The 359-nt window shown below is 39.8% G+C and carries 1 protein-coding gene; it reads right to left on the bottom strand.

Annotated elements, in window-relative coordinates:
* Positions 1-94: 94 nt before the first annotated feature.
* Positions 95-359: hypothetical protein (locus HC175_RS20990; RefSeq protein WP_209310164.1), on the bottom strand; the 265-nt coding region annotated here is incomplete at its 5' end.

Genomic DNA, 359 nt, shown 5'->3' with positions numbered 1-359 from the left:
AATAAGAATACCTCCCAAAAATGATATTTTGGGAACCTCAGAATTTATTGGCTTCGGAAGCAAATTAAAATTTCACTTTGCTTCCGAAGCAAGATCAAAATAATTCCACATTAAAGAACTTCTGAAGCACCGTAAGCACAAACATGAATCCCAACACCACAGGGCAAATGTATTTAATCATGATGTTGAGGAAAGTTTCAAGGAAGGACCCCTTATAATTTGGAGCTCCATGGCTAATTTCTTCAGAAAATTTTGCGGTCGTCCAGCGGGTGGCAATAAAAAGGCTCAGCAGGAAACCACCTAAAGGTAAAGCCACCACCGAGAATACGTCCTGGATAAGGTCCATAAAGCTTTTTGAG

It is taken from the genome of Salinimicrobium oceani (assembly GCF_012037645.1).
This window is presented reverse-complemented; position numbering and strand designations above follow the sequence as displayed.